The sequence below is a fragment of the Nocardioides maradonensis genome, from assembly GCF_054777115.1.
Window position 1 is genome coordinate 172,932 of the sequence record NZ_BAAHAZ010000008.1, and the last position, 25,969, is coordinate 198,900.

Genomic DNA, 25,969 nt, shown 5'->3' on the forward strand with positions numbered 1-25,969 from the left:
GCTCTCGCCCAGGTCAAGGAGCGTGTGCCACAACTCGTCGACAGGCGCCGGCAGGCTCGGGAGTTCGATGACCACGGTCATGCGCCTGACCGTTCGCTCCGCCAGGCCGACAGCAGTTCCGCCAGACGTGCGGCACCCGCGGCGACAGCACGAGGCTCCCTACTCTCGAGAAGGTCAGCAGCGAGCACGGCGTCAGCCACCCGGCCAGGCGCCTGGACCCTGTCCCCCGCGAACGGCCAGACCTCCTTCGGAACACGGACCCTGAGATTGGGTTCCGCCCCTTCGCGCAGCGCGAGTGACCGCGACAACTCGGGCCAGTGCGACTCCTCGACGTAGAACTCGGGGATCGGGTGCGCCAGAGCAACGACATCGAACCCACGGCTCGCTGCCTCATCCACCCCAACGGCACGAACACCACCCGCCCGCCGGAGTCGCTGGACAGCCGCAGGGTGCGCGACAACATCGAGCACGTTGCTGCGTCCGCGCAGAGCGGCGCGCCAGCCGTCCGGTCCCGGATCTTCCAGATCTGCGAGATAGCGGCGTACCTGCGAACGCGCTGAGTCCGACAACCAGGCTGCCCGCCCCGCGTCGAGGAGGTCGATGACTGCCCAGGCGCGCTTGGGCGCCAACGGGCGGCCCGGCGGACGTCCTTGCAGTTCCAGCCGAGCTACATCCTGAGACGAGACGAGCCAGGAGTTGCCCAGGCGGCGACCACGCAGGTCCCCCGAGCGAAGCAACTGCCTGACGCGGGAGTCATTGACCCCGAGTCGATGCGACGCTTCCTTGACGCTGATCGACATCGACCCCACCTCCTTTCGTAAATCATACCGCTGGCGGCATAGTTTCCGAAAGTCACGCCTGTGGTCTCCTCACGACGTCACACCGTGCCCCAAGCGTGGCCATAGCGAGTAGTTCGCCGTAGAACCGCAGGTCAGCGGGTTTTCACCAACGTCGCGACGCACTCCACGTGACTTGTCATCGGGAAGAGGTCGAAGGCCCGGAGCCCGCTGAGCCGGTAGCCGTGCTCGGCGAAGATCGCGACGTCGCGGGCGAGGGCGGCGGGGTCGCAGGCGACGTACGCGACGGCCCGCGGGGTGCGGGCGACGACCTGCTCGACGACGGCGCGCTTGGCACCGGTCCGGGGCGGGTCGAGGACGACGAGGTCGACGTGCTCGGCGGGGCGGCTCGCCAGGACCGTCGCGACGTCACCGGCGACGACCTCGGCCTCGGGGCAGTTCGTCTCCGACAGCCGCGACGCCTGCCGGTCGCCCTCGACCGCGAGCACGTGGCCGTCGGGCCCGACGGCGTCGAGCAGGAACCGCGAGAACAGGCCGACGCCGGCGTAGAGGTCGAGCGCCGACTCCCCCGCGGCCGGCCGCAGCGCATCGAGCACGGCCGCGACGAGGGTCTCCGGGGCGCCCGGATGCACCTGCCAGAAGCCGCCGTCGGCGACCTGGAAGTCCACCCCGCGCACCGAGTTCGACGGACCGGCGGGCGCCTCGAGCAGGCACTCCTCCACCGGGATGACCTCGTGCGAGCGGTGCAGCCGCATGCCGCGGCCGGTGGGGAGGTCGACGTACCGCTGCCGGGTGCGCCAGCGCAGGCCGTCCACGTCCCCGGGCACGGCCTCGACGACCACCGCGACGTCGACCTCGGCCAGCCGGGCGAGCTGCTCACGGACGACGGCCGCCTTGAGGGACCGCTGGGTGGGGAGCGCCACGTGCTGGAAGTCGCAGCCGCCACAGCGGCCGGGTCCGGCGTACGGGCAGGGTGCCGCGACGCGGTCGGGCGACGCCGTCAGGACCTCGACGGCGTCGCCGCGCCAGAACCGGTCGCCCTCGGTGCCCTCGGTGATCTGGACGACGACCCGCTCCCCCGGCAGGGCGTGCCGGACGAAGACCGCCCGCCCCTCGATCCGGGCGACGCAGTGGCCACCGTGCGCGACCGGCCCCACCTCGACCTCGAACCGACGCCCGACGACCGACTCGCCGCGGCCTTGCCGCGACCGCGGACGACGGGAGGGCCGACGCGGACCGCGGCGGCTCACCGGCGCGACCGGAGCCGGCCGCTGCGCAGGTCGCCGGGGTGGACGCGCTGCTCGTCGCGCTCGGTCCGCTCGAGGCCGATCTTCGAGGACTGCAGCTGGTACGGCACCGACGTGACCATGACACCCGGGGTGAATAGCAGCCGTCCCTTGAGCCGCAGCGCGGTCTGGTTGTGCAGCAGGTGCTCCCACCATCGGCCGACGACGTACTCGGGGATGTAGACGGCGATGACGCTGCGGGGGCTCTCCCGGCGGATGGAGCGGACGTACTCGATGATCGGCCGGATCACCTCGCGGTACGGCGAGTCGAGCAGCTTGAGTGGGATCCCCATGTTGCGGATCTCCCACTCCTCGGTGAGGCGCTTGGTCTCCTCGGGATCCGTCGAGACGTAGATGCCCTCGAGGGTGTTCGGCCGGGTCGCCTTCGCGAACGCGAGCGCCCGCAGCGTCGGCTTGTGCAGCTTCGCGACGAGCACGATCGCGTGCACGCGGGTCGGCATCACCTTGTCCTCGTCGTCGGCCGCGAGCTCGTCGGCGACGTTGGAGTAGTGCCTCTTGATGGCCGCCATCAGCACCCAGAAGAAGGCCATGGCCAGGATCGCGATCCAGGCACCGGCCAGGAACTTCGTGATCAGGACGACCACGAACACCGCGGCCGTCATGGTCAGGCCGGCGGCGTTGATGATCCGCGAGCGCTGCATCCGACGGCGTACGGCGGGATCCGTCTCGGTCTTCAGGTTGCGGGTCCAGTGCCGGATCATGCCGAGCTGGCTGAGGTTGAAGGACACGAAGACGCCGACGATGTAGAGCTGGATCAACCGGGTCGTCTGGGCGTTGAACGCGACGATCAGCACGATTGCCATCACCGACAGGAACAGGATGCCGTTGCTGAACGCCAGCCGGTCACCGCGCGACCCGAACGCGCGCGGCATGTAGCCGTCGCGGGCCAGGATCGAGCCGAGCACCGGGAAGCCGTTGAACGCGGTGTTCGCGGCGAGCACCAAGATCAGCCCGGTAACCGACACGATGAAGTAGAAGCCCGGCGGGAAGTCGGCGAAGAGCGCCTTCGCGATCTGCGCGATCACGGCGTCCTGCACGGTGCCGTCCGGCAGCGGCTTCCCGTTGAGGGTCAGCCGGTGCATCTCATCGGGGTCGACGTAGCGCAGCCCCATCCGCTGCGCCAGCACGATGATCATCATCATCATCGTCACGGCGATGGCGCCGAGCATCGCCAGGGTCGTCGCCGCGTTGCGGCTCTTCGGCTTGCGGAACGCGGGCACGCCGTTGCTGATCGCCTCGACGCCGGTGAGGGCCGCGCAACCGGACGAGAACGCGCGCATCAGCAGGAAGACGAGGGCGATCCCGCCGAGGTCGCTGGTGCCGCCGTTCTCCGGGACGAGGCCGTACTTCGCGCTCTCGACGTGCGGCAGGTGCCCGGTCGCGAGGAGCACGAGCCCGAACGCACCCATCGCGATGATCCCGAACATGAAGCAGTACGTCGGGATGGCGAACGCGGTGCCCGCCTCGCGGATGCCGCGCAGGTTCATCGCGGTCAGCAGCACCACGAGCCCGACCGCGAGCAGCTCCACGTGCGCGTGGAGCCCCGGTATCAGCGCCCCGGCGTAGTTGGCCCCGGACGAGATCGACACCGCAACGGTGAGGACGTAGTCGACCAGCAGCGCGGCGGCGACCGTCAAGCCGGCGTACGGGCCGAGGTTGACGGTGGCGACCTCGTAGTCACCGCCACCGGAGGGATAGGCGTGCACGTTCTGCCGGTACGACGCGATCACGGCCAGCATGACGAGGGCGACCAGGATGGCGATCTTCCAGCTGAACGCGTAGGCGCTCAGGCCGGCGATCGACAGCATGATGAAGACCTCGTCCGGCGCGTAGGCCACCGAGGACAGGGCGTCGCTCGCGAAGACCGGCAGTGCGATCCGCTTCGGGAGCAACGTGTCCCCGAGCTGGGCGCTTCGCAGCTTGCGACCCAACAGGATGCGCTTGGAGAGATCGGCGACGCCCACGGGCCGACACCCTACGGCACCCCCTCGGCACCTTCATGGCCTAGGTTGAAGCCGTGCACGTCGTGATCATGGGATGCGGCCGGGTCGGCTCGACCCTCGCGCGCAGCCTCGAGGACCGCAACCACACCGTGGCCGTCATCGACACCGAGCCGGACGCCTTCCGACGGCTCGGTCCCGGCTTCAACGGCGACAAGATCGCCGGCGTCGGGTTCGACCAGCAGGTGCTGGAGAAGGCGGGCATCCGACGGGCCGAGGCGTTCGCCGCCGTGTCGAGCGGCGACAACTCCAACATCATCGCCGCGCGGGTCGCGCGCGAGACCTTCGGCATCCAGTCCGTCGTCGCCCGCATCTACGACCCGGGACGCGCCGAGGTCTACCAGCGGCTCGGCATCACCACGGTCGCCACCGTGAAGTGGACGGCCGACCAGGTGCTGCGGCGCCTGCTGCCCGCCGGGGCCGAGCCGGACTTCCGTGACCCGTCCGGCACGATCCGCGTGGACCACATCACCGTCCCGGAGCCGTGGATCGGCCAGCTGATGATCGACCTGCAGATCCAGACCCAGAGCCGCATCGCCTGGATCGACCGGCTCGGCGAGGGCATGCTGCCCACCCGCGAGACCCGGGTCCAGGAGGGCGACATGCTGCACCTCGCGATGCGCGAGGACAACGCCGCCCACGTCTACGAAGTCCTCGAGCACGGTCCGGAGGGTCACTGACATGCGCGTCGCCATCGCCGGAGCCGGTGCGGTCGGTCGCTCGATCGCCCGGGAGCTCATCCAGAACGGTCACGACGTCCTGCTGATCGACAAGACGCCGACCTCCATCCGTCCGGAGCGGGTCCCGGCCGCCGAGTGGCTGCTCGCCGACTCCTGCGAGCTGTCCTCGCTGGAGGAGGCGCGGCTGGAGAACTGCGACGTGGTGATCGCCGCGACCGGTGACGACAAGGTCAACCTGGTCACCTCGCTGCTCGCAAAGACCGAGTTCGGGGTCCCCCGCACGGTCGGCCGGGTCAACCACCCGAACAACGAGTGGCTGTTCACCGAGGCCTGGGGCGTCGATGTCAGCGTCTCGACCCCGCGCATCATGTCCGCGCTCGTCGAGGAGGCCGTCACGGTCGGCGACCTGGTGCGGCTCTTCGAGTTCCGCAAGGGCAACGCGAACCTCGTCGAGATGACGCTGCCCGCGGACTCGCCGTACGTCGGCAAGCCCAGCGGCCAGGTGCCGCTGCCGGACAACTGCGCGCTCGTGACCATCCTGCGCGACGGCCAGGTCTATGCGCCGACGCCGGACCAGCCGGTCGAGGCCGGGGACGAGCTGCTGTTCGTCGTACCGACCGAGGCCGAGGACGCGCTCGAGAGCCTGCTGGCCCCGGCCAGCCACCCCGAAGCCTGATTCAGGCCCGCTCCAGCGGGGTCGCGTTGCGGGCGAGCAGCCAGATCATCGCGGCCCAGCTGCCGATCCGCAGCGGCCAGCCCAGTCCGTAGCGGAGCGCGGCGATGATGCCGACCGCGGTGCCGGCGCCGATGGTGCCCTGGTGGCCGAGCAGCCAGACCGGGCCCTGCAGCAGCACGCCGATCGCGCCGGGCAGCAGCATCACCCAGGTCAGCCGGCTGCACAGCCGCACGATCTGCGGGTTGGCGTGCCAGCCGATCGGGTCCTCGGTGGCCGCGCCGAGCATGAAGCCGAGCATCGGCCAGCGCACCAGACAGCTGAGGCCGAGCACGATCGAGTAGCCCAGGCTGATCAGGATCCCCGGCAGGAAGTAGGCCAGCGCCTGGTCGTCGGCGCTGCCGCCGTGGCTGGCCGCCAGCCGGACGAAGATCCAGCCGAGCGCGATGCTGAAGATCGCGTTGAAGACGTACTGCGTGGGGCTCTTCTGCACGATCCGGACGACGAGCGCGACCGCCGCGACCGCGAGGCTCGCGATCAGGGCGATCTGCAGGTGCTTGGTGGGCAGCCAGACGGCCGTGAAGATCAGGCCGGGGATCGCCGCCTCGAGGATCCCCCGCCGTCCGCCGAGGGAGTCGGCGAGCTGACGGCGTACGAGTGCCTCGACGGTGTCGGCCCCGATCGGGGCCGCCGTCGCGTCGTTCTCCGTCACAGGAGCTCGTAGCGCGGGTTGTAGATGATCCGCGTGCCGTCGTGCCGGCCGATCCGGCCGGTGACCTCGATCGAGCGGCCGGGCTCGATGCCGACGATCCGGCGCCGTCCCAGCCACACGACGGTGATCGAGCCGCTGCCGTCGAAGAGGTCGGCCTCGAGCGCGGGGACACCGCCGCGCGGGCGCAGGGTCACCGTGCGCAGGGCGCCACGCAGCCGCACCGGGACCCGGTCGGCGGCATCGGCCACCGAGGTGCAGCCCGCCTCACCCGTGGCCTGCTGCAGGTCACGCGCGTCGATCTCCTGGGTGTTGGCCCACTTGTTCAAGGAGTGGAGGAGTCCGCGCTTCTCGCCCATGCTCCTAGCCTTCCACCTGCTGCAAGCCCTCGGGCAGCTTCAGCGCGAGCGGCTCTCCGACGGGCATCGCGTGCCCGCCACGGCGTACGGCGACCTGCGCGACCGCGTCGTCCCACGGCTGGGCAGCCTGCTCGTCCACCGCCGGCGCACCGAGGAACGTGGCGCGCAGCAGCCAGCGCGAGCCGTTGATGCCGACCACGCGCGACACCTGCTGCGCGTGGCTGCCGTCGGGCTGCTGGACCGTCAGCTCGCAGAGCAGCTCGGTGCCGAACCGCCCCTCGCGCTCGGTCGCGGTGCCACCGAGCCGGGAGGTCTCCGCCGCGATCTGCGGCCGGATCTCGCCCCACAGGTCACCGTGGCGCGGCGCGGCGAAGGCCCGCAGCTCGACGGCTCCCTGCTCGCCCGCGAGCAGCACGGCCCGCACCTCTCCGGTCTGCTCGTCGACCTGCAGCCGCAGGTCGTTGCCCACGAACGGCGCGATGAGCAGCGACCCCAGGTCGATCCGCTCCAGCCCGTCGTCCGGCAGGTCCTCGACGTCGTACGGTCCCGTCGCGGCCTCGTCGCTCACTTCGTCACCACTCCTCCGGCCGTGCGCGGCACCTCCGCGCCGACCCCGGTAGAACCGTAACCGCCGGCCCCACGCACGCTGTCCGGAAGGTCGTCGACCGCGACGAAGCGGGCCCGCTCGAAGCGCTGGATCACCAGCTGCGCGATCCGGTCGCCGCGGCTCAGCTCGATGTCCTCGACCGGGTCGTGGTTGATGAGGAGCACCTTGATCTCACCGCGGTAGCCGGCGTCGATGGTGCCGGGCGTGTTCACGATCGACAGGCCGTGCTTGGCCGCCAGGCCGGAGCGCGGGTGGACCAGGGCGACGTACCCGTCGGGGAGGGCGATCGCGATCCCGGTCGGGACGAGCGCCCGCTCCCCCGGCGCCAGGTGGACGTCGACGGTCGTCAGCAGGTCGGCTCCGGCGTCGCCGGGATGGGCGTACGCCGGCAGCGGCAGGGCGCTGTCGAGGCGGCGTACGGCGATCTCGAGGTCGGGGATCTCAGGCACGCACGGAACCCTAGGTCATCCGCATGACGAGCAGGATGGGATCATTCCCTCCGTGAGCGGCGCCCCGGACACCTACCACGAGCGCCTCGGCGTTCCGCTGCGCTGGTGGGCCCAGGGCACCATGGCCGTGGCCATCCTGTGGCTGACCATCGTGGTCGCCGTCCCCGGCCCCACCGCCTGGATCGCGACCGGCCTCGCGTTCGCCCTCCTCGCCGCCTGCCTGTTCTGGTACGGCGACGCCCGGGTGATCGTCTCCGACGGCTGGTTCCAGGCCGGGCGGGCCCGCATCGAGACGGCGTACGTCGGCCAGGTGGCGGCCCTGGACGCCGAGCAGACCCGGCTCGCGGCCGGTCGCGACGCCGACGCCCGGGCGTTCCTGCTGCTGCGGCCCTACCTGAAGCGGGCCGTCAAGGTCGAGATCACCGACGCGGCCGACCCGGCGCCGTACTGGCTGGTCAGCTCACGGCACGCCGACCGGCTCGCCAGCGCACTGACCGCCGCACACCCCGTGCCCTAGGCTCGGGCCATGGGCAAGAAGAAGCAGAGCAAGGGCGACAGCTCCAAGGTCTGGTCCTTGATGGCACTGGTCTCGGGTGTCGGCGGCGCGGCGGTGGCCAAGAAGGGCCTCAACGCCGGCTGGAAGGCAGCCACCGGCAAGCAGCCGCCGGAGAACCCGGCCGACCCGGACGTCCAGCTGCGCGAGGCCGTCGCATGGGCCGCGGCGAGCGGCACCTTCGTCGCGCTCGTCAAGATGCTGCTGCAGCGCCGGGCCGCGAACTACTACCTGAAGTCCACCGGCGAGCTCCCGCCGCCGCTGCGCAAGGACGCCTGAGGATCTGAAAACAGGACCGGGCCCGTCGAGTGTCGACGGGCCCGGTCCTGTTTTTTCACGCGCAGTCGCGGCAGATCATCTTCTTCGGGTCGGCCAGCTGCGAGCGGTGGTGGACCAGGAAGCAGCTCATGCAGGTGAACTCGTCCTCCTGCTTCGGCTTCACCTCGACCGCCAGCTCCTCGTGGGACAGGTCGGCACCGGGGAGCTCGAACGACTCGGCCGCCTCGACCTCGTCCTCGTCGACCTTGCCCGAGTTCTTGTCGTGACGGCGCGCCTTGAGCTCTTCGATGCTCTCCTCGGACTGCTCGTCCTCGTTCTTGCGCGGCGCGTCGTAGTCGGTTGCCATGACGTGTCCTCTCCCTCGTCTGCCGGAGGTGTAGTGGCCTCAGCGCGGCAGATTGTGCACTATCCGGCGACGGGTTGCGACACCGGTGCTCTCGCGTGTCCGGAAACAGCGATGGCGCGCAGGCTATTCCCGCTCGAATCCAGCGGATCTGAGGGCGTCACGGAGCTCGTCGAATCCGTGATCGGGGCCACACACGACCAGGTCCCCGCCACCCGCGCCGCGCAGGACCTCGAGTCGTGCACCGGCCGTCCTGGCGATCAGGCCGCCGGCGGCGAAGTCCCAGAGGTTGACGCCCTCCTCGGCGTACGCATCGGCCTGTCCGGCGGCGACGTGGCACAGCTCGAGGGCGCACGAACCGTGCCGGCGGATGTCGCGGACGTGCGGCAGCAGCCGGGCGACCGCGGCCCCCTGGATCGTCCGGACCTCGGCCCGGTAGGAGAAGCCGGTGAGCAGGAGCCGCTGCGCCAGCGGCGCCGGACCCCGTACGCCGAGGGGCGCACCGTCGCAGGTCGCGACGCCGGTTTCGGTGTCGGCGGCGTACAGGTGACCCTTGGCGACGTCGAGCACCACGCCCGCCACCACCTCGCCGTCGACCTCGGCCGCGATGGAGACGGAGTACTCGGGCAGCCCGTAGAGGAAGTTGACGGTGCCGTCGATCGGGTCGACGATCCAGCGGACGCCACTGGTGCCGACGACGTCGTCGCCCTCCTCGCCCAGGATCGAGTCGTGCGGCCGGGCGGCGAGCAGCAAGGAGCGGATCAGCTCCTCGGCGGCCCGGTCGGTGACGGTGACGACGTCGACCTCGCTGGACTTGGTCGCCGCGACGTCGACGGCTCCCGCCTGCTTCTCGATGAGGGCACCGGCCTGCTGGGCGACCTCGGCGGCCAGGGCGCGGAGCGCGAGCGGCGAGGTCATGCGCGCGGGAAGCAGCAGCCGTCGGGGCAGCGCGCGCACCGCTCGCCGGACAGCGCCAGCTCGCGGAGCGCGGCCACGAACCGCGGGTCGGTGCCCGCCGTGCCGGCTCGCCGGGCGGGCAGGCCGAGCCGCTCGGCCGTGGCGAGCGCCTCGGTGTCGAGGTCGTAGACGACCTCCATGTGGTCGGAGACGAAGCCGACCGGGATCAGCACGACCGCCGGCGCTCCGGCGGCGGCGAGCTCCTCGAGCCGGTCGTTGACGTCGGGCTCGAGCCACGGAGTGCGGGGCGATCCCGAGCGCGAGCAGAAGACCAGCTCGTGCGGGCGCTCCACGCCGGTCGCCTTCGCGACGTCGGTGGCGACCCGAGCCGCGACCTGCAGGTGCTGCGCGAGGTAGCTGCCGCCCTCCGGCCCGCTCTCCTCGTTCATCGCCGTCGGGATGGAGTGGGTCACGAACACCAGGTGCGCGGCATCCCGGACGTCGTCGGGCAGGTCGGCGAGCGCCGCCACCGTCCGGTCCACCGACGCCGCCACGAAGCCGGGGTGGTCGTAGTAGGCACCGACCTTGTCGATCGTCAGGTTGTCCTCGGGGAGCGCCGCCAGGGCCTCGTCGAGGTTGTCGAGGTACTGCCGGCAGCTGCTCCAGGAGGAGTACGCCGACGTGGTGATGCAGACCGCACGGCGTACACCGTCCGCGGCCATCCGAGCGACCGTGTCGGCGACGTACGGCTCCCAGTTGCGGTTGCCCCAGTAGACCGGCAGGTCCACGCCGTTCGCGGCGAGGTCCGCCTCGAGCGCGGCGATCAGGGCGCGGTTCTGGTCGTTGATCGGGCTGCGGCCGCCGAACTGGAAGTAGTGGGCGCCGACCTGCTCGAGGCGCTCGCGCGGAATGCCGCGGCCGCGGGTCACGTTCTCGAGGAACGGAACGACGTCCTCGGGCTTCTCGGGACCGCCGAAGGACAGCAGGAGGATGGCGTCGTACGGTTGCCCGGACGGGGGCGGAACGCTGGTCACGCGACCATCGTAGGGAGGACAGGAGCACGGCGATGTACCGCCGCATCTTCACCCGCGCGACGGTGTGGTTCAGCCTCGCCGGCCTGATCGGCCGGCTCCCCATTTCGATGGTCGGGCTCGGGATCGTGCTGCTCGCGCAGAACGCGACCGGCTCGTACACGGTCGCCGGCTCGCTCTCGGCCACGGCCATGATCGCCGCTGCCGTCTTCGCCATCCCGCAGGGGCGGCTGATGGACCGGCTCGGCCAGGGCGTCGTGCTGCGCGTGGCCATCACGGTCTGGGGCATCGGCCTGGCCGGCGCGATGGCGAGCCTCGAGGCCGGTTGGCCGCGGTGGACGGCGTACGTGCTCGCGGCCGTGTCGGGCGCCGCCCTCCCGTCGGTCGGCACCTGCTCCCGCGCGCGGTGGGCGCACGTGCTCGCCGGCGACGAGGCCGCGCTGCACACCGCGTTCTCGCTCGAGGCGGTCTTCGACGAGGTGGTCTTCATGGTCGGCCCGGTGGCGGTGACCCTCCTCGCGACCGGCCTCGCACCCGTCGCCGGGCTGGTCGCGGCGCTCGCGACCGGCCTCGGCGGCACCTACGTCTTCGCGGGCCTGCGATCGAGCGAGCCGCCCGCGCACCCGCGAGCCGGCGCGAGCGGTGCCCGTGCGCCGATTCCCTGGGGAGCGATCGGGGCGCTCACCGTGCAGACCTGCGCCCTCGGGGTGCTGTTCGGGGCGGCCGAGGTCGTCACCGTCGCGTTCGCCCAGGAGCACGGGCACGCGTCGGCGGCCGGGCTGCTGCTCGCCTGCTGGTCGTTCGGCAGCCTGGTGGCCGGCCTGGTCTCCGGTGCGTACGCCGGACGGGTCGACCAGCGCACGATGCTCTGGGTCGGAGCGCTCGGGATGTCCCTGGCGTCGGTGCCGCTGGTGTGGATCCCATCGATCGGGTGGATGGTCGTCGCGATGCTCGTCGGGGGCCTCGCGATCTCCCCCACGATGATCGCGGCCATGTCGCTGGCCAAGCAGGCGCTCCCGCAGAGCCGGATGACCGAGGGCATGGCGTTCCTCAACACCGGGCTCGCGCTCGGCATCGCGCCCGGGGCCGCGCTCGCCGGGGTCGTCATCGACGCGCACGGTGCGTCGACGGCGTACCTCGTCAGCGTGGGGGGCAGCGTCGTCGCGCTCCTGGCCGCGCTGGCCGTGCGGATGCCGACTAACGTCTCGGACCATGAGCGGGTCGCAGAGCTGGCGTAACTGGTCGGGGCTCGAGGAGACAGCAGGCCTGCGGGTCGTGACTCCGGGGACCGCCGACGACGTCGCCGCCGAGGTGGTGCGTGCGCGTGCCGCCGGCGAGACCGTGAAGATGCCCGGCACCGGGCACAGCTTCACCGGGATCGCGCGGCCGGAGCACACCCTGCTGCGGCCCGCCGGGCTCACCGGGATCGTGGCCGTCGACCGCGATGCCATGACGGTCACCGCGTTGGCCGGCACTCCGCTCAAGGTCTTCAACGCCGCGCTCGAGGGTCTCGGGCTGAGCCTGCACAACATGGGCGACATCGCCGAGCAGACCCTGGCCGGCGCGATCTCGACCGGCACGCACGGGACCGGCGGCCGGGCATCGGGCCTCGCCGCACAGGTGGTCGGGCTGGAGCTGGTGACCGGGACCGGCGAGCTGCTGCGGGCGTCGGCCGCCGAGAACCCGGACGTGCTCGACCTCGCACGGGTCGGGCTCGGCGCGCTGGGAGTGATCACCACGATCACCTTCGCGGTCGAGCCGCTGTTCCTGCTCCGCGCCGAGGAGCGGCCGATGTCCTGGTCCGACGCGCTGGCGTCCTTCGACGACATGGTGGCCGGCGCGGACCACGTCGACATGTACTGGTTCCCGCACACGGACCGGATGCTCACCAAGCGCAACACGCGGCTCGGCACCGATCTGTCCCTGGCTCGGCCGTTGCCGAGGTGGCGATCCTGGCTCGACGACGACTTCCTGTCCAACACCGTCTTCGGCCTGCAGACCGCCGGCCTCAACCGGGTGCCGCCCGCGATCCCGGCGGCCAACCGGTTCGCCGCGCGGCTCCTCGGCCCACGGACGTACGTCGACGTCGCGCACCGCGTCTTCACCACCGAGCGCCGTGTCGTCTTCCGCGAGATGGAGTACGCCGTTCCGCGCGCTGCCGGCCTGTCGGTGCTGGCCGAGTGCCGCCGCGCCTTCGAGAAGTCCGGGTTGAAGGTGTCCTTCCCGGTCGAGATCCGGGTCGCTCCCGCCGACGAGGTGCCCCTGTCGACGGCGTACCGGCGGGACTCGTTCTACCTCGCCTTCCACACCCACCGCGACGCGGACCACTCGGCGTACTTCTCGGTGATCGAGGAGGTCCTCACGGAGCACGAGGGCCGCCCCCACTGGGGCAAGCTGCACACCCTGGGCGCCTCGGACCTCGCCGCGCTCTACCCGCGGTTCGGCGACTTCGTCGCGCTGCGGGACCGGCTGGATCCCGATCGTGTTCTCACCAACGCGTACCTGCGGAGGGTGTTGGGCTGAGGGCTCGGCTCCGCTGCGGGGTCGGTGAAGTCGTCGCGGGGTTGGTGTGCGGGGTGGGGGTGTCACCGGACGCTCCCGAGGCTCTGCCTGCCGGGGCGAGAGTGGGGTCCCCGCCCGGCAAGGCATTTCTTCTGAGTCGCTGACTCCTGCACGTTTGCCGGGCACCCCAATCGCCCCGGCAGGCAGACCTCGTCCGCGCCCGGCGCCACCCCCACCCCGCTCGGGTCGGTGAAGAAGAACGACTGACGTCCTGCGGCCGAATCGCTGATCGCGGGGCCGGCCGCGCAGCAACATCCACCCCGTTCCGGGGTGCGGCGGACACCTGCGGTGGACGAGGTCTGCCGTCGGGGCGATTGGGGTGCCCGGCAAACGCAGCGCAGTCGAGAAGCAAACAGGAACTGCTTTGCCGGGCGGGGACCCCACTCTCGCCCCGACGGTAGAGCCTCGGGAGCCGCAGGTGGCCGCCGCGGCCCGGACCGACCAACCCCGCCACGCCTTCACCAACCCGGCAGAACACCGACGGGCCTCATGACGGTTGCCCCGCATCCCGCGACAGCGCCGCTCGTCAGAGCGTGACCCGCTCCGGGTGGCTGTAGAGATTCATCGAACCGTTGCGGACGAAGCCGGCCAGGGTCAGGCCGCTGTCGGCGGCCAGGTCGACGGCCAGGGACGAGGGCGCCGAGACGGCGACGAGCATCGGGATGCCGGCCAGCACGGCCTTCTGGACCAGCTCGAAGGAGGCACGCCCCGACACCATCAGGATCGCCGACGAGAGCGGGAGCCGGCCCTCGCGCAGGGCCCAGCCGATCGCCTTGTCGACGGCGTTGTGGCGGCCCACGTCCTCGCGCAGCACGAGCAGCTCGCCGGAGGCGGTGAACAGGCCGGCCGCGTGCAGGCCGCCGGTGCGGTCGAAGACCCGCTGCTCGGCACGGAGCCGGTCGGGCAGCGACGAGATCATCTCCGCGTCCACCATCGGCTCGACGGGCGGCAGGGGCCAGCGGGCCTTCTGCTCCACGTCGGCGATCGATTCCTTGCCGCACACCCCGCAGGCGCTGGTGATCGGCAGGTTGCGCCGCTCGACCGGCCGGCAGACGCCCGCACGCAGCGTCACCTCGAGGACGTTGAGGTCGCTGTCGGTGCAGTGCTTGGCGAGCACCACGTCCTCGGGGCCGGAGATGACGCCCTCGGCCGACAGGAACCCGTGGGCCAGGTCCACGTCGGCGCCAGGGGTCCGCATCGTGATGGAGTACGCCGATCCGTCGACCCGGATCTCGAGCGGCTCCTCGACGGCGAGCGAGTCGGGGCGGCGTACCTGCCCGTTCGGGGTGATCCTGACGACCGGCCGCCGGGCCGTGACCCTGCCCATCAGCCGAGGGTGGCGCGCTCGGCGCCGATCGTGGTGTCGGCGCCGTGGCCGGTGTGGACCACGGTGTCGTCGGGCAGGGCGAACAGGCGCTCGCGGATCGACTCCTCGAGCACCGGACGTGAGCTGAACGACCGCCCGGTCGCCCCCGGCCCGCCCTGGAACAGGGTGTCGCCGGCGAAGACGCAGCCGAGGTCGGCGGCGTACAGGCAGACGGCTCCGGGCGCGTGCCCGGGCGTGTGCAGCACCTCGAGGGTCGTGCCGGCGACGGTGAGGACCTGGCCGTCGGTCAGGTCGACGTCCCACAGGTGGTCGGTGTGGGTGAGATCCCACAGCGGCTTGTCGTCGGGGTGCAGCAGGATCGGTGCGACCACCGCCTCCCGCAGCGCGGGCGCGACCAGGACGTGGTCGTCGTGGGCGTGGGTGCAGACGATCGCCCGCACCTTCCGCTCCCCCACGACCGCGAGGATGTCCTCGACCGAGTGCGGGGCGTCGATGACGACGCACTCGGCGTCGTCGCCCACGACCCAGACGTTGTTGTCCACCTCGAAGGTCTCCCCGTCGAGGCTGAAGGTCCCCGACGTGACCGCGTGGTCGACCCGCGCGGACATCAGAGCACGACCACCGATCGCAGCACGTCGCCGTGGTGCATCCGCTCGAAGGCGGCCTCGATGTCGCCGATCCCGATCTCCTCGGTGACGAACGCATCCAGGTCCAGCCGGCCCTGCTGGTAGAGGTCGACCAGCATCGGGAAGTCGCGGCTCGGCAGGCAGTCGCCGTACCAGCTCGACTTCAGCGCCCCGCCGCGGCCGAACACGTCGATCAGCGGGATGTCGGGGACCTTCATGTCCGGGGTCGGTACGCCGACCAGCACCACGGTGCCGGCCAGGTCCCGGGCGTAGAAGGCCTGCTTCCAGGTCTCCGGACGGCCGACCGCCTCGACGACCACGTCCGCGCCCTCGGCACCGGCGTAGACCTCGCCACAGATCCGCTTGATCTCCTCCACCGGGTCGACCTGGGAGGAGTCCACGGTGTGCGTGGCGCCCATCTCCGCGGCCTTGGCCAGCTTCTTGGCGTCGATGTCGACCGCGATGATCGGGCTCGCCCCGGCCAGCCGGGCACCCGCGATCGCGGCCACCCCCACACCACCGCAGCCGATGACCGCGATCGACCTCCCGCGGCCCACCGCGCCGGTGTTGATCGCGGCGCCGATGCCGGCCATCACGCCGCACCCGAGCAGGCCCACCGCCGCGGGTCGGGCCGAGGGGTCGACCTTCGTGCACTGGCCCGCCGCGACGAGCGTCTTCTCCGCGAAGGCGCCGATCCCGAGCGCCGGTGACAGCTCGGTGCCGTCCTCCAGCGTCATCCTCTGGGTCGCGTTGTGCGCGGCGAAGCAGTACTGCGGCTCGCCGCGCCGGCAGGCCCGGCAGTCGCCGCAGACCGCCCGCCAGTTGAGGACCACGAAGTCGCCGGGCGCCACGGACGTGACGTCCGGCCCGACCGCCTCGACCACACCGGAGGCCTCGTGGCCCAGCAGGAACGGGAAGTCGTCGTTGATGCCGCCCTCCCGGTAGTGCAGGTCGGTGTGGCACACCCCGCAGGTCAGCACCTTCACGACCGCCTCGCCCGGACCCGGCGCCGGCACGTTGATCGTGACCAGCTCGACCGGCGCACCCTTGCTCCGCGCGACGACCGCCTTCACCTGCTGCACTGCTACCTCCTGGGGGTTTCCTGCTGACGACACTAGGCCGGTGACACCAAGCCGGCGCCGGTCAGCCCGGAGGCCACCCGAACGGACGCCCGCCCAGCACGTGCATGTGCACGTGGAACACCGTCTGCTGGGCGTCCGCGCCCGTGTTGAGGACCAGGCGGTAGCCGTTGTCGAGGCCCTCCTTCTCCGCCACCGCCTTCGCGGAGTCGAACAGGTGGGCCGCGGTGGCGGGCTCACCCTCGGCAAGCGCCGCCGCGTTCGGGTAGTGGCTGCGCGGGATCACCAGCACGTGCGTCGGGGCCTGCGGGTTGAGGTCGCGGAAGGCGATCGTGGTCTCGGACTCGTGGACGATCTCGGCGGGGATCTCCCCGGCGACGATCTTGCAGAACAGGCATGCGTCGGTCACGGACCGAGCCTTTCAGAACCCGGCACGCCGACGTCAACCCCCTGCCGAACGACGATCGACCACTAACTTGGTGCAGATACGACAGCCCGCTGTCGCCGCAACTTCCCGGCTGATCCGCGCGTCCAACAGGCACGCGGTGCTCGGGCCGCGAACGATCCAGGGAGGACCCCCCATGACCAGCCCGCTCCGCCGTACCGTGCCCGCCGCCGCAGCCCTCGTGGGCCTCGCGCTGGTGGCCGGCTGCGGCAGCAACGACACCACCGCCGGCGACGGCGGTACGACGCCGGCGACCACCGCCACGACCCCGACCACACCGGTCGCGGCGTCGTCCACCACCTCGTCGGCCGCGACCGCGACGAGCGATCCCGCGGCCGCCACCCCGACGCTGCTGTACTTCGCCGTGAAGACCCCGCTCGGTGAGCGGATCACCGCCGAGCAGCACACCGGCGTCTCCAGCCTGGTCGACATCCAGCGTGCCGCCCCCGTCGACCCGGACTACCGCAACCTGGTGCCGGCAGACAGCCTGCTCAGCGGCAAGGCCTCGCCGACGCAGATCACGATCGAGGTCCACGGCAGCGCCTTCGCGGGGCCGCTCAACGCCGTCCCGGCGGCGGAGGCCAAGCAGGCGGTGCAGCAGATCGTCTACTCGGCGAACGCGATCAACGGCACGGCCGCGAAGCCGCTCCCGGTCCGGTTCACCCTCCACGGCAAGCCGAGCACCTACCTCGGCCAGCCGTCGCTCGCCAAGCCCGGCCCACAGCTGCGGACCCTCGCGCTGATGAGCGTTCTCTCCCCCGCCGACGGCACGACCCTGTCCGCGACGACGACCACGTTCACGGGCGTCGGCAGCTCGTTCGAGGCGACGGTCGCCTGGAAGATCACCGACTCCTCCGGCAAGACGCTGATGACGAACAGCACCATGACCAAGGGCTGGATGAACCACCTCTGGCCGTGGAAGGTGACCGTCGACCTGTCCAAGCTGAGCCCGGGGACCTACACCTTCACCGCCAGCACCGACGACCCGTCGGGCGGCGAGGGCGGCGGAGCGGTCACTGACACCAAGACCTTCTCCATCAGCTGACCTGCCTTCACGCTCCCGCGCACCGCGCGGGAGCGTGAATGTTTGTACGGAGTTGTACGAGAACCGACAAACACGCTGGTCAGGGGCCCTGCCGCCCACCAGAGTCTGCCTCGACGGGACCGCCGAGGTGAGGAGACTGGGATGGGCGAGTTCGCTCCGGCGCTGCGCCAGCTCCGGCACTCCGCGGGGCTCACGCAGGAGGGCCTGATCAAGGCCCTCGACGGTGAGTTCGCGCGGTCCACGCTCGCCAACATCGAGGCCGGGCGCGAGGTGCCCTCGGTGCGCTTCTTCCGCGCCGTCAGCGGACGGTTCCCGGAGTGGGGCTCCGCGCTCAGCGAGCCGTTCGGGCACGCCCGGGAGAGGCTCGCCCGCCACGTCACCGCGGGACGCGATCCGCAACGCACCACTCTCGGACCGCTGGGTGGGCGCGCGGTCGTCGAGCAGCTCCGGACGACGTACGTCGTCGACGGCGGTCCGGGCTCCGCCGAGGTCGTGGAGTCCCGGCGGATCCGGGCGACCAGCTCCGGCGTGACCGGGTACGTCGCCCGCTTCATCACCGGTCCCGGCTTCGAGGCCGAGCACGAGGTCACGGCCGGGGGCGAGCTGCGTGCCACCGACCTGGTCGCCGACCCCGCCGGCACGACCGTGCTGTGCCACATCGCCTTCGCGTCGCCGCTGCAGCGCGGCGAGACCCACGAGTTCACCACCCGCAGCCGGGTGCACGGCGGGACCACCACGACGGCCCTGCTCGTCCCGGAGTCGACGACCACCGAGGCCGAGATCCGGCTGCGGTTCCGAGGGGCGCTCCCGACCGGCGTCGAGAGCTTCGGGCCGGTGGCCGACCGCGCTCTGCTCGACGCCCCCGAGGCGATGGTCCGCTATCGACCGGTCGAGGTGGATCACGACGTCACCGTCAGGTTCCCCGGCGCCGCGATCGCGCTGGTCCACGGGGTGCGGTGGACGTGGTGACGGGCTGAGCCCGTCTCGACGCGCTCCGGACGCCACTCGGCGCACGGAGCGGTCCGGGGTCATGTGGGGGGACTCCGGACAGCGCGTTGTTTGTCGGCCGCGGCCGTTTCGGTCCGCGGTCGACAAACAATGCCGAGAGCGGCCCGCACGCGGCGGAAAACTTGACCTGAGACAGCGGACGCCAGGGCCACGCAACCCCTAGCCTCACCGGCTGTGACGTCCCCCAACGCCGCTGCATCCACCCCCGCCGGCCGACCCGACCCGCCGGACCCGCGCTCCCTGACGACCCGCGCCGACTTCGCCGCGGCGCTGACCGAGGCGCGGGTCCGTGCCGGTCTGACCATCCGCGAGGTCAGCCGGAGCACCTCGATCCCCACGGCCACCCTCGGCGGGTACTTCAGCGGCCGCAACCTCCCCCAGCTCACCCAGTGGGAGGCGATGCGGGACCTGCTCGTCACGCTCGGCCTCGACGAGGACCTCGACGCGTGGCGCGACGCCTTCCAGCGGGTGCGCTCCGGGCGGGCGCCCCGCACCGGAGCCGTCGCGGCGCCGTACCTCGGGCTGCGGGCGTTCCAGGTCGAGGACGCGGCCCGCTACTTCGGACGCGAGGACCTGGTGGCCGAGCTCGCGGGGCGCGTCGACGCACTCGCGCACCACGACGTGGGCTTCCTGGCCGTAGTCGGTGCCTCCGGCTCGGGCAAGTCGTCCCTGGTCCGCGCCGGCCTGCTCGCCGACCTGGCCGCGCGCGGGCTCCCGTGGGCGCTCTGCCAGCCCGGCGCCGAGCCGCTGGCGGCGTTCGAGGGGGCGCTCGCGCAGCTGCCGCCCGGCGCCGACGAGGCCGTCGTGGTCATCGACCAGTTCGAGGAGATCTTCGACAACCGGGTCAGCGACACCGAGCGACAGCAGCTGGTCAGCCGCATCGACGCCGCCGCGCGGGCCGGCGGCATCGTCGTGGTGACCGTGCTGCGGGCCGACTTCTTCGACCGCTGCATCGCCGACCCCGTCCTCCTCGAGCTCGCGCGCGACCGGCAGCTTCTGGTCGGGGCGATGGGCAAGGACGCGCTGGGGCGGGCGATCACCGAGCCTGCCCGCGCCGCGGGGTGCACCGTGGCGGACGAGCTCGTCGAGGTCATCCTGGACGACCTGGCCCGCCGCGACGACCGGGACAGCTACGAGGTCGCGGTCCTGCCGCTCCTCTCGCACGTGCTGCTCACGGCGTGGGAGCGGTCCGCGCGCTCGACGCTGACGGTGGCCGACTACGTCGCCGTGGGCGGCGTGCGGCAGGCGGTCCAGCGCACCGCCGAGCAGACGTACGACGGGCTCAGCCCGACCCAGCAGACCTACGTGCGCGACCTGTTCGGCCTGCTCGTGACCGTCGACGAGGACGGCCTGGCGACCCGGCGCCGGATCAGCCACCGCGAGCTCCCCGACACCGACGACGACAGCGGCGTCGAGGCGATCGGCGCACTGGTCAACGCCCGCATCCTCACCACGACCGAGCACTCGCTCGAGGTCAGCCACGAGATCCTGCTGACGGCGTGGAGCCGGCTGCGGTCCTGGATCGACGAGAACCGCAACGACCTGCGGCTGCGCCGCCGGATCAGCGACGCCGCCACCGTCTGGCAGGAGGACGGCCGGCACGAGTCCGCCCTGCTGCGCGGGCCGCTGCTGGAGATCGCCGGCCGGCTGACCGACCCCGCCTCCGCCGTACGCCTGTCGGAGGGCGACCAGCAGTTCCTCGCGCTCAGCCGCGCGCAGGAGCAGCTCGGCCTCGATCGCGAGCGCCGCCGTCGGCGGGTCATGAACACCCTCTTCGCCGTGGCGGTGGTCCTGTCCGTGGTCGCGACGGTGACCGCGGGCTACCTGATCGCCGCGAGCCGGACCCTCGCGCACGAGCGCACGGCGGCCGAGACCCAGCGCGACCAGGCGCTGTCCCGGCAGATCGCAGTGCAGGCGAGCAAGCTCGCCGAGACCGACCCCGCGCTCGCCGCCCAGCTCGCCCTCGCGGGCTACCGCGTGTTCCCGTCGGTCGAGGCGCGCAGCGCCCTGCTCGACGTGACCGGCCAACCGCTGTCCACCCGCCTCGTCGGACCGGCCGGCGCGACGCACGCCGACGCGTCGCCCGACGGCCGGGCGATCGCCACGATCGGGGCTGACGGCAAGGTCTACCTGTACGCCACGTCCGCCACAGCGGCGCCCACCCTGGCCAGCTCGACCACCGTCTCGACGAGCGGGCTGTTCGCGGGCGCGTGGTCCGCCGACGGCAAGCAGTTCGCGTACGGCGGTGCGACCGGCGTGGTCGGCGTCCTCGACGTCACCGACCTCGCCCACCCCCGGATCCTCGGGAGGACGACCTTCGGCGACAAGGTCAGCGCCTACGACCTGGCCTGGAGCGGGCACACGCTGTACGCCGCCTCCTCCGACGGGGTCGTCCGCCGCTACTCGTGGGACGGCCGGCACCTCCGCGCGACCGGCACCACGGCCGGGTTCGACGGCGCCGTCCAGTCGGTGGCGGTGAGCCGCACCGGTCAGGTCGCCACCGGCAGCGCCGACGGCGCCATGCGGCTGTGGCGGCAGACCCCTCGTGGGCTCTCGCTGACCGCCACGCTCCGGGTCGGCATCAGCTCCGACTACGTCTTCGCGGTGGCCTTCTCCCCCAGCGGTGCGCAGGTCGCTGCCGCCGCGAAGGACAAGACCGTCCGGGTGTGGACCACCACCGCCCACCCACGCCGCCTCGCCCAGCTGACGGGCGGCTTCAGCTCGTGGGTCAACGCGGTCGCCTTCAGCCACGACGGCCGCCTGCTCACCGCCGGCGCCTCCGGTGACCTGATCCAGACCTGGCGTACCTCCGACTGGGCCCTCGTGTCCACCCACGCCACCCCGTCCAACGTCACGCGCGTGGGCTACACCCACGACGACCGCGCACTGGTCGCGGCCGGCGTCGACGGCGTGACGCGGATCTGGCCGACGACCGGACCGCAGCCCACGCCGTACGCCGACGGCATCTGGTCGCTCACCCTCGCCGACAAGCGCCTGTACGTCGGCGTCGGTGCTGCCGACCCGACCGTGCGGGTCCTCGACGCGCACGACCCGCTGTCGCTGCGGACCGTCGGTCCGACGTACACCGCACCGGCGAGCGCCGGAGTCCTCGACGGGGCGGGCGGGGTGTCGCCGGACGGCAGGTGGCTCGTCGACGGCACGGCCTCCGGCGCGATCGCCGTCTGGCGCCTCGGCACGACCCCGCCCACGCATCCGATGCTGCTCCCGGCCACGACCCAGCTGGTGGAGAACTCGATGTTCAGCACGGACGGCAAGCACCTCGCGATCACGTCCGACGACGGCAGCGCCGCGGTCTACGACATGAGCGGCGACCGACCGCGCCTCCAACACCGCTTCCTGATCAAGGGCCTGGCCATCGGCGCCTCGTTCAGCCCCGACGACTCGGTGCTCGCCGTCGGTGGTGCCGACGACCAGGTGCACCTGTACTCGCTCGAGAGCGACCAGCAGCTCGCGACCATCGACGGCTTCGACAACGCCGTCTACGCGGTCGGGTTCAGCCCGGACGGCACCCGCCTGGCCGCGGGCGGTGCCGACCGCACGGTGCGGCTCTTCGACGTGTCCGATCCGAGTCACCCCGCCGAGATCGGCTCACCACTGCAGGGCCCGACCGACACGCTCTACGCGACCACCTGGAGCCCGGACGGCACCATGCTCGCCACGCCGAGCTCCGACGGTCGGGTGTGGCTCTGGCAGGTGAGCAGCGACGGTGCAGCGGCGTACGCATCGCTCGACAACCTCGGCGCCGCCGCGACGCAGACGACCTTCAGCGCCGACTCGAGCACGGTCTACGGTGCCGGCCTGTCCGGTCGGGTGGGCGCCTGGGTGACCAGGACGGACGCCGCCGGAGCACTGATCTGCAGCGGGCGCGGCACCCCGATCAGCGAGGCGGAGTGGAAGCAGTTCGTGCCGGGAGCGGCGTACGCCGACCCCTGCGGCTGAGGTGCGCCACGTCACCTTTGACTTCAAGTACTTGAAGTTCCTAACGTCGACGACGTGACCACGACCTCGCACCGCACCTACTCGATCAAGGAGGCCGCGGCGCTCACCGGGCTCCCGGCGAGCACGTTGCGCTACTACGAGTCGATCGGCGTGATCACCCCGGTCAGCCGCGGCGCGAGCAGCGGCCACCGGGTGTACGACGACGAGGACCTCGACCAGCTGATGGGCATCGCCTGCATGGCGGCGACCGGGCTGTCGGTCGCCGACATGAAGCAGTACGTCGCCAACCGCGACCTGGGCGCCGCCGGCGAGCAGGTCGCGCTCCTGGAGGCCCAGGCCGAGCGGCTGCGCCAGGAGGCCGAGCAGCTCGTCGTACGCCAGCGCTACGTCGCCCTCAAGGTCGACTACTGGCGCGCGGTCCAGGACGGCGACACCGAGCGCGCCGACCACATCGGGACCGAGGCGGCACGCCTCGCCGATGCCCTCAAGCCGAACCACCGATGAACCGACAGGACGGACGTCTCATGCAGGTCAACGCCTACGCAGCCCCCTCCGCCGGCGCCCCGCTGGCCCCCACCACGATCGAGCGCCGCGACGTCGGCGCCAACGACGTGCTCATCGCGATCGAGTACGCCGGCATCTGCCACTCCGACATCCACACCGTCCGCGGCGACTGGGGCCCGCAGCCGTTCCCGGTGGTGCCCGGCCACGAGATCGTCGGCGTCGTCACCGACGTCGGCACGTCGGTCACGAAGCACGCGGTCGGTGACCGGGTCGGCGTCGGCTGCATGGTCGGCTCGTGCCGCGAGTGCGACAGCTGCCGCGCCGGGAACGAGCAGTACTGCAGCCGCGGCATGGTCGGCACGTACGCCGCCACCGACCGCGACGGCACCACCACCCAGGGCGGCTACTCCACCCACGTGGTCGTGGACGCCGACTACGTCGTGTCGGTGCCGGACGGCCTGGACCCCGCCGCAGCCGCGCCGCTGCTGTGCGCCGGCATCACCACCTACTCCCCGCTGCGGCACTGGAACGCCGGCCCCGGCACGAAGGTCGCGGTCGTCGGCCTCGGCGGGCTCGGCCACATGGCCGTCAAGCTCGCCGCCGCCATGGGGGCCGAGGTCACCGTGCTGTCGCAGTCGCTGAAGAAGCAGGAGGACGGGCTGCGCCTGGGCGCGACCGACTACTACGCGACCTCCGACCGGGACACCTTCCGCACGCTGCGCGGCCGCTTCGACCTCATCGTCAACACGGTCAGCGCCCCGCTCGACCTCAACGCCTACCTCGGCCTGCTCGCCGTCGACGGCACGATGGTCAACGTCGGCGCCCCTCCGGAGCCGCTGGCGGTCAACGTCTTCTCGCTGATCGGCGGCCGCCGCTCGTTCGCCGGCTCGGCCATCGGCGGCATCGCCGAGACCCAGGAGATGCTCGACTTCTGCGCCGAGCACGGCCTGGGCGCCGAGATCGAGGTGATCTCCGCCGAGGCGATCAACGAGGCCTACGAGCGGGTCCTCGCCTCGGACGTGCGCTACCGCTTCGTCATCGACGTGTCGACGCTGGCCTGATCTCACTCCACCGGCGCCGGGGTTGGTCAGGCGCGGAGGACCTTCGCCATCGGCCGGCCCTTGGCGAGCTCGTCGACGAGCTTGTCGAGGTAGCGGATCTTCTGCATCAGCGGATCCTCGACGGCCTCGACACGGACGCCGCAGACCGAGCCGGTGATGAGTCCGGCGTGCGGGTTGAGCGTCGCGGCGGCGAAGAAGTCCGCGAAGGTGGTGCCCTGCTCCAGGTGCCGACGCAGCGCCGCCTCGTCGAAGCCGGTGAGCCACGTGATCACCGCGTCGAGCTCCTCCCGGGTCCGCCCCTTCCGCTCGACCTTGGTCACGTAGTGCGGGTAGACCGACGCGACGCTGGTGCCGAAGATGCGCTCGCTCATGGGGAGAAGCTACGCCCGCACGGGATGCTGCCGAGCGCCTCGAGGCCGCGGATGTCGCCCGGCCCGTACGTCGTGCGGGTCAGCGAGGGGTACATGAGCTCGTGCTCGTCCTTGACGTGCGCCAGGCCGAGCACGTGACCCAGCTCGTGCATCACCACGGCCTGCTCGTCGCGCTGGTGGTGGTGCCGGTCCTGGTCGGCGAACCAGCTCGGCTTCAGGGCCACCATCCCGGAGTGGAAGTAGCGGCGGCGGTCGCCGGGAGCGACGTACGAGACCGAGCCGCCGACCCCGACGACGTCGTCGCCTCCGAGGTCCGAGACCTCGGAGGGGTCGGCGAAGCCGATCAGCACCGGCCCGCGGTCGCGCCCGAAGTCGCGGTCGGTGGTCGTTCCGTCGTACTGGAAGTCGAGGCCGGAGACCCGCGACGCCTCCGCCACCGCCTTCCGGATGAAGTCGAGGGAGTCGGCGGGGCCGTTGTCGGGGTTCACGACGTAGTGGATCGTCCCGCACGGGTCGTAGCCGACCGGGCTGTGCGTGGTGGGCTGGACCTCCTCGAAGGCGTACGTCCCGTCGCCGGCGGGCGTCCAGAGGTTGTAGAGCTGCCAGGCCATCAGGCTGAGCACGAGCGCACACACCGCGCCGGCGAGCACCTCGCGCCAGTAGCGGTGGCGGAACGGGCCGCGTGCGCGTCGGCGGACCCGGTGCTGACGCGGGTCCGCGCCCAGGCCGAACTGGGCATCCAGGCGGTCGAGCTCCCGCATCCGCCGCTCCAGCTCGCGACGTGCGCGCCGTTCCTCCCGAGCTCCCACGCGAGAAGTGTGCCCGTCCGGGACGGAATGCGGATGTTGTTCACGTAATCGTTGCACTCAGGGGAATGCGCGGCACGGGCATCCGCTGATAGCGTGGTTCACGTTGAAAGGTGCAGCGTCGTGGAGACGCGGCATCCGGTCCCCGCGAGGGGACGCATCACAATCGCATTGGTCTTGGTTTTCGGTTCTTGCTGGACATCAGGCGCACGAGTGGATGTATCAGCTCCCCGGTCGGGAAAACCCGATCGTGACAAGAATCGAAACAAAGGAAATACCAAATGACCCAGGGCACCGTGAAGTGGTTCAACGCTGAGAAGGGCTTCGGCTTCATCCAGCAGGACGGCGGCGGCGCGGACGTGTTCGTCCACTTCTCCGCGATCGAGGGCTCCGGCTACAAGAGCCTCGACGAGAACCAGCGTGTCGAGTTCGACATCACCCAGGGCCCGAAGGGCCCGCAGGCGGAGAAGGTTCACGCCATCTGAGCTTCG

Annotated in this window: 28 protein-coding genes; 12 read left to right on the forward strand and 16 right to left on the reverse strand. The window is 71.7% G+C overall.

Features of this window, described 5'->3' with window-relative positions; genetic code table 11:
- Positions 1-77: 77 nt before the first annotated feature.
- The 3 genes from ACYVAQ_RS11615 to ACYVAQ_RS11625 all read right to left on the reverse strand — a co-directional run bounded on the left by ACYVAQ_RS11615 (position 78) and on the right by ACYVAQ_RS11625 (position 4,068).
- Complete coding sequence (locus tag ACYVAQ_RS11615; RefSeq protein ID WP_460789566.1) at positions 78-800, reverse strand: helix-turn-helix domain-containing protein; 723 nt, start codon at positions 798-800, stop codon at positions 78-80.
- A 131-nt stretch (positions 801-931) separates the two neighbouring features.
- Positions 932-2,047, reverse strand: coding sequence for a class I SAM-dependent RNA methyltransferase (locus ACYVAQ_RS11620; RefSeq protein ID WP_460789568.1), 1,116 nt, complete (start codon positions 2,045-2,047; stop codon positions 932-934).
- Positions 2,044-4,068 (reverse strand): APC family permease, encoded by a 2,025-nt coding sequence (locus ACYVAQ_RS11625; RefSeq protein ID WP_460789569.1) that lies wholly within the window; start codon positions 4,066-4,068, stop codon positions 2,044-2,046. Before ACYVAQ_RS11625 ends, ACYVAQ_RS11620 begins: the two co-directional genes overlap by 4 nt.
- 53 nt (positions 4,069-4,121) lie before the next feature.
- Between ACYVAQ_RS11625 and ACYVAQ_RS11630 the strand changes: the two genes are divergently transcribed.
- Together ACYVAQ_RS11630 and ACYVAQ_RS11635 are read left to right on the forward strand one after the other, a co-directional pair.
- Positions 4,122-4,784 (forward strand): potassium channel family protein, encoded by a 663-nt coding sequence (locus ACYVAQ_RS11630; protein ID WP_460789571.1) that lies wholly within the window; start codon positions 4,122-4,124, stop codon positions 4,782-4,784.
- A 1-nt stretch (position 4,785) separates the two neighbouring features.
- Complete coding sequence (locus ACYVAQ_RS11635) at positions 4,786-5,460, forward strand: potassium channel family protein (protein ID WP_460789574.1); 675 nt, start codon at positions 4,786-4,788, stop codon at positions 5,458-5,460.
- Position 5,461: 1 nt separating this feature from the next.
- Here ACYVAQ_RS11635 and ACYVAQ_RS11640 read toward each other — a convergent pair whose 3' ends face one another.
- From ACYVAQ_RS11640 to dut, 4 genes are read right to left on the reverse strand one after another with little or no spacing between them, the layout of a single operon-like run.
- Positions 5,462-6,169, reverse strand: a complete 708-nt coding sequence (locus ACYVAQ_RS11640) for a DUF3159 domain-containing protein (protein ID WP_460789576.1) — start codon at positions 6,167-6,169, stop codon at positions 5,462-5,464.
- Positions 6,166-6,525, reverse strand: coding sequence for an OB-fold nucleic acid binding domain-containing protein (locus ACYVAQ_RS11645; RefSeq protein ID WP_460789578.1), 360 nt, complete (start codon positions 6,523-6,525; stop codon positions 6,166-6,168). The genes ACYVAQ_RS11640 and ACYVAQ_RS11645 overlap by 4 nt, the downstream gene beginning before the upstream one ends.
- Before the next feature lie 4 nt (positions 6,526-6,529).
- The gene (locus ACYVAQ_RS11650; protein WP_460789580.1) at positions 6,530-7,093 is read right to left on the reverse strand and encodes a DUF3710 domain-containing protein; all 564 of its coding nucleotides are present in this window, start codon (positions 7,091-7,093) and stop codon (positions 6,530-6,532) included.
- Positions 7,090-7,572, reverse strand: coding sequence for a dUTP diphosphatase (gene dut / locus ACYVAQ_RS11655; protein ID WP_460789744.1), 483 nt, complete (start codon positions 7,570-7,572; stop codon positions 7,090-7,092). Before dut ends, ACYVAQ_RS11650 begins: the two co-directional genes overlap by 4 nt.
- 61 nt (positions 7,573-7,633) lie before the next feature.
- On the opposite strand from dut, the gene ACYVAQ_RS11660 reads away from it, so the two are divergent.
- Positions 7,634-8,098: a DUF3093 domain-containing protein gene (locus tag ACYVAQ_RS11660; protein ID WP_460789582.1), complete on the forward strand. Its 465-nt coding sequence runs from the start codon at positions 7,634-7,636 to the stop codon at positions 8,096-8,098.
- A 9-nt stretch (positions 8,099-8,107) separates the two neighbouring features.
- Positions 8,108-8,413, forward strand: coding sequence for a DUF4235 domain-containing protein (locus tag ACYVAQ_RS11665; RefSeq protein WP_460789585.1), 306 nt, complete (start codon positions 8,108-8,110; stop codon positions 8,411-8,413).
- Between the two features lie 55 nt (positions 8,414-8,468).
- On the opposite strand, the gene ACYVAQ_RS11670 is transcribed toward ACYVAQ_RS11665, so the two are convergent.
- The 3 genes from ACYVAQ_RS11670 to ACYVAQ_RS11680 form a co-directional block, all read right to left on the reverse strand.
- Positions 8,469-8,759 (reverse strand): DUF4193 domain-containing protein, encoded by a 291-nt coding sequence (locus ACYVAQ_RS11670; protein ID WP_460789587.1) that lies wholly within the window; start codon positions 8,757-8,759, stop codon positions 8,469-8,471.
- A 123-nt stretch (positions 8,760-8,882) separates the two neighbouring features.
- Positions 8,883-9,674 (reverse strand): inositol monophosphatase family protein, encoded by a 792-nt coding sequence (locus ACYVAQ_RS11675; protein WP_460789589.1) that lies wholly within the window; start codon positions 9,672-9,674, stop codon positions 8,883-8,885.
- Positions 9,671-10,687 carry a ferrochelatase gene (locus ACYVAQ_RS11680; protein ID WP_460789591.1) on the reverse strand — a complete coding sequence of 339 codons (1,017 nt, stop codon included), beginning with the start codon at positions 10,685-10,687 and terminating at the stop codon, positions 9,671-9,673. The genes ACYVAQ_RS11675 and ACYVAQ_RS11680 overlap by 4 nt, the downstream gene beginning before the upstream one ends.
- Positions 10,688-10,719: 32 nt before the next feature.
- On the opposite strand from ACYVAQ_RS11680, the gene ACYVAQ_RS11685 reads away from it, so the two are divergent.
- A complete protein-coding gene (locus ACYVAQ_RS11685) occupies positions 10,720-11,922 on the forward strand; it encodes an MFS transporter (protein ID WP_460789593.1) in 1,203 nt (400 codons plus the stop codon).
- On the forward strand, positions 11,897-13,207 hold the full coding sequence (locus ACYVAQ_RS11690; RefSeq protein ID WP_460789596.1) for a D-arabinono-1,4-lactone oxidase: 1,311 nt from the start codon (positions 11,897-11,899) through the stop codon (positions 13,205-13,207). The genes ACYVAQ_RS11685 and ACYVAQ_RS11690 overlap by 26 nt, the downstream gene beginning before the upstream one ends.
- 565 nt (positions 13,208-13,772) lie before the next feature.
- On the opposite strand, the gene fdhD is transcribed toward ACYVAQ_RS11690, so the two are convergent.
- The 4 genes from fdhD to ACYVAQ_RS11710 all read right to left on the reverse strand — a co-directional run bounded on the left by fdhD (position 13,773) and on the right by ACYVAQ_RS11710 (position 16,687).
- Complete coding sequence (fdhD, locus tag ACYVAQ_RS11695) at positions 13,773-14,573, reverse strand: formate dehydrogenase accessory sulfurtransferase FdhD (protein ID WP_460789598.1); 801 nt, start codon at positions 14,571-14,573, stop codon at positions 13,773-13,775.
- Entirely contained in the window at positions 14,573-15,181 is a 609-nt protein-coding gene (locus ACYVAQ_RS11700; RefSeq protein ID WP_460789600.1) for an MBL fold metallo-hydrolase, read from the reverse strand. Before ACYVAQ_RS11700 ends, fdhD begins: the two co-directional genes overlap by 1 nt.
- On the reverse strand, positions 15,181-16,281 hold the full coding sequence (locus tag ACYVAQ_RS11705) for an S-(hydroxymethyl)mycothiol dehydrogenase (RefSeq protein ID WP_460789602.1): 1,101 nt from the start codon (positions 16,279-16,281) through the stop codon (positions 15,181-15,183). Before ACYVAQ_RS11705 ends, ACYVAQ_RS11700 begins: the two co-directional genes overlap by 1 nt.
- Before the next feature lie 61 nt (positions 16,282-16,342).
- Positions 16,343-16,687, reverse strand: a complete 345-nt coding sequence (locus ACYVAQ_RS11710; protein WP_460789604.1) for a histidine triad nucleotide-binding protein — start codon at positions 16,685-16,687, stop codon at positions 16,343-16,345.
- A 172-nt stretch (positions 16,688-16,859) separates the two neighbouring features.
- On the opposite strand from ACYVAQ_RS11710, the gene ACYVAQ_RS11715 reads away from it, so the two are divergent.
- The 5 genes from ACYVAQ_RS11715 (at position 16,860) to ACYVAQ_RS11735 (ending at position 24,301) form a co-directional block, all read left to right on the forward strand.
- Complete coding sequence (locus ACYVAQ_RS11715; RefSeq protein WP_460789606.1) at positions 16,860-17,768, forward strand: Gmad2 immunoglobulin-like domain-containing protein; 909 nt, start codon at positions 16,860-16,862, stop codon at positions 17,766-17,768.
- 141 nt (positions 17,769-17,909) lie between these two features.
- Positions 17,910-18,737, forward strand: coding sequence for a helix-turn-helix transcriptional regulator (locus ACYVAQ_RS11720; protein WP_460789607.1), 828 nt, complete (start codon positions 17,910-17,912; stop codon positions 18,735-18,737).
- A 213-nt stretch (positions 18,738-18,950) separates the two neighbouring features.
- A complete protein-coding gene (locus tag ACYVAQ_RS11725; RefSeq protein WP_460789609.1) occupies positions 18,951-22,736 on the forward strand; it encodes an nSTAND1 domain-containing NTPase in 3,786 nt (1,261 codons plus the stop codon).
- Positions 22,737-22,790: 54 nt separating this feature from the next.
- Entirely contained in the window at positions 22,791-23,240 is a 450-nt protein-coding gene (locus ACYVAQ_RS11730) for a MerR family transcriptional regulator (protein WP_460789611.1), read from the forward strand.
- A 20-nt stretch (positions 23,241-23,260) separates the two neighbouring features.
- Entirely contained in the window at positions 23,261-24,301 is a 1,041-nt protein-coding gene (locus ACYVAQ_RS11735) for an NAD(P)-dependent alcohol dehydrogenase (protein WP_460789746.1), read from the forward strand.
- A gap of 26 nt (positions 24,302-24,327) precedes the next feature.
- On the opposite strand, the gene ACYVAQ_RS11740 is transcribed toward ACYVAQ_RS11735, so the two are convergent.
- Together ACYVAQ_RS11740 and ACYVAQ_RS11745 are read right to left on the reverse strand one after the other, a co-directional pair.
- Complete coding sequence (locus tag ACYVAQ_RS11740; protein WP_460789613.1) at positions 24,328-24,672, reverse strand: DUF2200 domain-containing protein; 345 nt, start codon at positions 24,670-24,672, stop codon at positions 24,328-24,330.
- Positions 24,669-25,481 (reverse strand): matrixin family metalloprotease, encoded by an 813-nt coding sequence (locus tag ACYVAQ_RS11745; RefSeq protein ID WP_460789615.1) that lies wholly within the window; start codon positions 25,479-25,481, stop codon positions 24,669-24,671. Before ACYVAQ_RS11745 ends, ACYVAQ_RS11740 begins: the two co-directional genes overlap by 4 nt.
- Before the next feature lie 278 nt (positions 25,482-25,759).
- Here ACYVAQ_RS11745 and ACYVAQ_RS11750 point away from each other — a divergent pair, with 278 nt between their 5' ends.
- On the forward strand, positions 25,760-25,963 hold the full coding sequence (locus ACYVAQ_RS11750; RefSeq protein WP_460789617.1) for a cold-shock protein: 204 nt from the start codon (positions 25,760-25,762) through the stop codon (positions 25,961-25,963).
- Positions 25,964-25,969: the final 6 nt, after the last annotated feature.